This window comes from Streptococcus sp. IMAU 99161 (assembly GCF_014435245.1).
Classification (GTDB): domain Bacteria; phylum Bacillota; class Bacilli; order Lactobacillales; family Streptococcaceae; genus Streptococcus; species Streptococcus lactarius.
Map to the genome: position 1 here is coordinate 383 of NZ_JAAPAW010000005.1, position 4,866 is coordinate 5,248.

6 protein-coding genes are annotated in these 4,866 nt (G+C 37.2%); 2 read left to right on the plus strand and 4 right to left on the minus strand.

What is annotated here, in order from left to right:
• Nucleotides 1–117 precede the first annotated feature (117 nt).
• The 3 genes from hpf to HA044_RS02265 all read right to left on the minus strand — a co-directional run bounded on the left by hpf (nucleotide 118) and on the right by HA044_RS02265 (nucleotide 2,698).
• Complete coding sequence (hpf, locus tag HA044_RS02255) at nucleotides 118–660, minus strand: ribosome hibernation-promoting factor, HPF/YfiA family (protein ID WP_187538888.1); 543 nt, start codon at nucleotides 658–660, stop codon at nucleotides 118–120.
• A 77-nt stretch (nucleotides 661–737) separates the two neighbouring features.
• A complete protein-coding gene (locus tag HA044_RS02260; RefSeq protein WP_187538890.1) occupies nucleotides 738–1,403 on the minus strand; it encodes a ComF family protein in 666 nt (221 codons plus the stop codon).
• Complete coding sequence (locus HA044_RS02265; RefSeq protein WP_187538898.1) at nucleotides 1,400–2,698, minus strand: DEAD/DEAH box helicase; 1,299 nt, start codon at nucleotides 2,696–2,698, stop codon at nucleotides 1,400–1,402. Before HA044_RS02265 ends, HA044_RS02260 begins: the two co-directional genes overlap by 4 nt.
• 55 nt (nucleotides 2,699–2,753) lie before the next feature.
• Here HA044_RS02265 and HA044_RS02270 point away from each other — a divergent pair, with 55 nt between their 5' ends.
• Nucleotides 2,754–3,398, plus strand: a complete 645-nt coding sequence (locus tag HA044_RS02270; RefSeq protein ID WP_187538892.1) for a YigZ family protein — start codon at nucleotides 2,754–2,756, stop codon at nucleotides 3,396–3,398.
• Nucleotides 3,399–3,533: 135 nt separating this feature from the next.
• On the plus strand, nucleotides 3,534–4,457 hold the full coding sequence (gene cysK, locus HA044_RS02275) for a cysteine synthase A (RefSeq protein ID WP_187538894.1): 924 nt from the start codon (nucleotides 3,534–3,536) through the stop codon (nucleotides 4,455–4,457).
• Between the two features lie 67 nt (nucleotides 4,458–4,524).
• Here the strand turns inward: cysK and HA044_RS02280 are convergent.
• A partial coding sequence (locus HA044_RS02280) for a transposase (RefSeq protein WP_187538896.1) occupies nucleotides 4,525–4,866 on the minus strand: 342 nt, incomplete at its 5' end.

Sequence of the window (4,866 nt, forward strand, 5' to 3'; positions counted from 1 at the left end):
CGCGACAACTATATTAGTATATCACGCCATTTCTTATCTGTCAATACTTTTTTCTAAGTTTTTTTATTTTGTTGGGGGATTATTAAAAAAGGCCCTAGAATTCTAGGACCATTCTGTTTATTCTTTAACTTCTAATAAGCCAATATCTCCATCTTCTCTTCGATAGATCACATTGGTCGTGTTATCTTCAGCATCTCGGTAAATGAAGAAATCATGAGCTAATAAATCCATCTGAAGGATTGCTTCTTCTAAGTCCATTGGTTCAAGATCAATTGTTTTTGAACGAACAACTTTTTCAGTTGTGCCAGCTTCTTCAACTACTGCATCTGTAAAGAGTTTGCCTGCACCAGATTTTACACGATTTTTCTTTTCGATTTTCGTTTTGTTTTTACGAATTTGGCGTTCAATCTTATCTGTAACAAGATCGATGGATCCGTACATATCTTGTGAGACATCTTCAGCACGAAGAGTAATCGATCCTAATGGGATAGTGACTTCTACTTTTGCAGTCTTTTGGCGGTAGACTTTTAAATTAACTCGGGCATCTAAATCTTGGTCTGCCTGAAAATATTTTTCAATCTTTTCAAGTTTAGAAACGACATAGTCGCGAATGGCTTCTGTTACTTCTAGGTTTTCACCACGGATACTATATTTAATCATATAAGTACCTTCTTTCTAAACATTTTACTTTATATGTTTATTATAACGCTTTCACTATGATTTTGCAAATCTTTTTCTTACCTTGCAATTGAAAATGTCTTTATTTCTTTCACACCTTTTTCAGTTAATAGTTGCTTCATCAGCTCGATTGTTTTACCTGTAGTATAGATATCATCAACGATTAAATACTGTTTATTCTTTTGAACCTTCCCCTTTAAACGGAAATGTTGGCTTGTTTTTAACCGTTCTTCTCTTGTTTTTTTAGATTGCGCTACCCCATCCTTTTTTTCAAATATATCACTATAGTTTATCTTTGCATCATCTAATATGGTTGAGACTTGATTAAAGCCCCTTTCTTGCTTTTTCTCTCTACTAATGGGTGTTGGAACAACTATGTAATTCTTATATTTTTTTAGTTCTGTTTTTAATCTTCTTGAAAATACTTTTCCTAGTAGTTTATCTCCTTCAAACTTGTAACGTTTAAAGTATTCTTTCATCGATTCGTTGTACCTATATATAGCTTCATGATGGACGATATTCCCCTTTTGTTCCCACAATTCACAGTCCTTGCAGATCTGTTCTTCTTTCTCTTTAAAACATCTTGGGCAATGAATGCTCCCAATCTCTTGAAACGATTCTTTACATTCTTTGCAAATCCACTCTTCTTGATGACATAAAAGGAGCAGCTCTCTAAACTGATGGTTCTCTCTTAATTCTTTTTCACAAAGTAAACATTGTTTCAAAAGCCTGCCTCCTGATTCATTTCTTTAATTTCCTTTACAGCGTTTTTCATGGCTTTTGTGATCCCATCAGCTAAAAAGAGTAACTGTCCCGTTGGTCTTTCTTTACTACGACCAACCCTTCCTGAGATTTGTACCAATGTACTTTTCGTAAATAAGCGATGGTTACTTTCTATAACAAAGACGTCTACTAAAGGAAAGGTAACTCCTCTCTCTAAAATGGTGGTTGAAACCAAAATGGATACTTCTCTATTTCTAAACTCCTCAACGATCCGTAATCGGTCCTCTGTTTTAGAAGAGACAAATCCAAGTTTTTCCTTTGGAAAATATTTTGTTAAAATATCTTTCAATTGTTTACCTAGTTCAATTTCTGATACAAATAGTAACAAGGGATAGGTTGTTTGTCTTTGCTGTTTGATAAGCTGCAATAAATCATGTGAAATTTTTCCTTTTTCTATCTTCTGTCTAATTTTTGAAACCCATTTTATCTCAGGAACTACTAAGGGGTTGCCGTGAAATCTTCTAGGTAGACTATAACGACTGACTTCCTTTTTCTTTACTTTCTTGTCCAATTCATCTGTAGAGGTTGCAGTTAAATAAAGGGTGTTGCCTTCTTTTTTAATTGCATTTTGGGCTGCTTTATATAACACGGGATTGTCCACATAGGGGAAGGCATCCACTTCATCAATGATCAGAAGATCAAATGCTTTGTAAAACTTTAACAATTGGTGTGTGGTCGCGATCACCAAAGGCGTTCGAAAATAAGGCTCCGACTCTCCATGAAGCAAGGATATGGGGCAGGAAAAATCTTCCTTCATTCTTCGGTACAATTCGATACAAACATCAATTCGTGGTGTTGCAATACAAACTGCTTTACCATTCTTGATCGAATTCGCTACAACTTGGTACATCATTTCCGTTTTTCCGGCACCTGTCACAGCGTGGACCAAAGCATTCTTGTTTCCTTTCACTGCTTGGATCAGTCCATCAGATACCTCTTGTTGATATGAAGTTAAGGTTCCTTTCCAGTTCAATACCTCTTGGCCTTCAAAGTCTTGCTGCGCTATGGCATACAGCTTCTGATCACTCCGGAGTCTTCCCAATTGGATACAGGCTCTACAATACAATACATCTTCACTCAACCTCCATAGTTTTTGATCAATCACACTACCACATCTAAAACAAACGTAGGCCCCATTTTGTTTTTCTATTGCTGGAATTTCTTGGGCTATTTTATATAAATCATCTGTCATTTGACTCTTGGTTAAGAGCCTTCCATAAGTATCTTCAATCTTCATACTTATTAATTCGTAAAAATTGGTGAAAATAGTTCTTTTTTTGTAAAATAAAACTATGGAATATATTACATTTAAAGTTGACGGTACCGTCCAGGAAGAAATCAAAAAATCTAAATTTATTTGTCATGTTAAACGTGTCTCTTCTGAAGAGGAAGCTAGAGATTTTATCAACGCGATCAAGAAGGAACACTACAAGGCTACACATAATTGCTCTGCTTTCATCATTGGAGAACAAAGTAACATCAAACGGACTAGTGACGATGGCGAACCTAGTGGAACAGCGGGTGTACCGATGTTGGGAGTTTTAGAGAATCATCACATCGCCAATAGTTGTGTCGTGGTTACCCGCTATTTTGGGGGAATTAAATTAGGCGCTGGCGGTCTGATTCGTGCATACTCTGGAAGTGTTGCTCAAGCGGTTCGAGAGATTGGGCTGGTAGAAATCAAAGAACAAGTGGTCCTAGGGATTACACTTTCTTATTCCCAATACCAAGAGTTTGTTAATTTTTTAAAAGATCATCAATTGACGGAACAAGATCCGCTGTTTACCGATCTGGTGACGACTACTATCTTTGTAGATAAAGAAAGCCAAAGTTCGATCACAGCAGCTTTAGTCGAATTTTACAATGGCAAAGTCCACATAGAAGATCAAGGGATTCGTGAGGTTGAAGTACCCCTTCTTTTCCCTGAGAAGCAATAAAGCACTTAAAATAAACAAAACCTATTGGCAACGATAGGTTTTGTTTATCGCATCCATAAAAATTCTATATTTTACTTTCTTCCCGTAAGAGACTATACTAGATAATATCAAGAGAACCTAGAATTGAGGTATATTATGGCTATTTATGAAAATATTACAGAATTGATTGGAAACACTCCGATTGTCAAGTTGAATCGTCTTGTTCCTGAAGGAGCTGCAGATGTCTATGTTAAACTAGAAGCTTTCAACCCTGGATCATCTGTCAAAGACCGGATTGCTTTGAGCATGATTGAAAAAGCTGAAGCAGATGGCAAAATTAAACCAGGTGATACGATTGTTGAAGCAACTAGTGGAAATACTGGGATTGGTTTGTCATGGGTTGGAGCAGCAAAAGGCTATAAAGTTGTGATTGTCATGCCTGAAACCATGAGTGTGGAACGTCGTAAAATCATCCAAGCTTACGGAGCTGAACTCGTTTTAACCCCTGGTAGCGAAGGAATGAAAGGTGCTATTGCCAAAGCTGAAGCAATTGCTGCAGAACGAAACGGTTTCCTTCCTCTTCAATTTGAAAACCCTGCTAACCCAGAGGTTCATGAGAGAACAACTGGACAAGAAATTGTTGATGCTTTTGGAAAAGAAGGCCTTGATGCTTTTGTTGCAGGCGTCGGTACTGGTGGTACTGTTTCTGGTATTTCTCATACGTTGAAAAAGAATAATCCAGCAGTTAAAGTCTATGCTGTTGAGGCCAATGAATCTGCAGTCCTTTCTGGTGAAAAACCTGGACCACATAAAATTCAAGGTATATCCGCTGGTTTTATTCCAAATACTTTAGACACAAATTCTTATGATGGCGTTCGTCGTGTGTCTTCTGAGGAAGCTTTCGAACTAGCACGTGCTATCGGGGGAGCTGAAGGATTCTTAGTCGGTATTTCTAGTGCTGCTGCGATCTATGCTGCGATTGAAGTAGCTAAAGAATTGGGTAGCGGCAAAAAAGTTCTTGCTCTTGCACCAGATAATGGCGAACGTTACCTTTCTACTACTCTTTACGAATTTGAATAATTCTCTATATCAAAAAACTTCGGTAGGTTTTATGGCTCTTTGTCAACTGTAGTGGGTTGATGAAAAGTTATAACCTGGAGAGAACCAAATTGGTTCTCTCCTTTTTGATGTTCAAAGCGATGAGAATTCTCGTTTTAAAGTTTTCAAAATTTCGGAAGCCAAAAGCATTTCGCTTGATGACTTTGATGAGGTTATTTGTTGCTTCAAGTTTTGCGTTTGAGTAGGGAAGTTCCAGTGCATTAATGATCTTATCCTGATCTCTCAAAAAGCTCCTAAAAATAGTCTGGAAGATAGGATTCACAGCAGAAATGGACTCTGTGATCAATTCAAAGAAATAGTCAGCGTGCTTCTCTTGAAAATGAAACAGTAAGAGTTGATAGAGTTCATAGTGATCTCTAAGATCTTGAGA

Coding starts and splice junctions, on each gene's coding strand:
- hpf (WP_187538888.1), bottom strand. CDS start 660: ATGATTAAATATAGTATCCGTGGTGAAAACCTAGAAGTAACAGAAGCC.
- HA044_RS02265 (WP_187538898.1), bottom strand. CDS start 2,698: ATGAAGATTGAAGATACTTATGGAAGGCTCTTAACCAAGAGTCAAATG.
- HA044_RS02270 (WP_187538892.1), top strand. CDS start 2,754: ATGGAATATATTACATTTAAAGTTGACGGTACCGTCCAGGAAGAAATC.
- cysK (WP_187538894.1), top strand. CDS start 3,534: ATGGCTATTTATGAAAATATTACAGAATTGATTGGAAACACTCCGATT.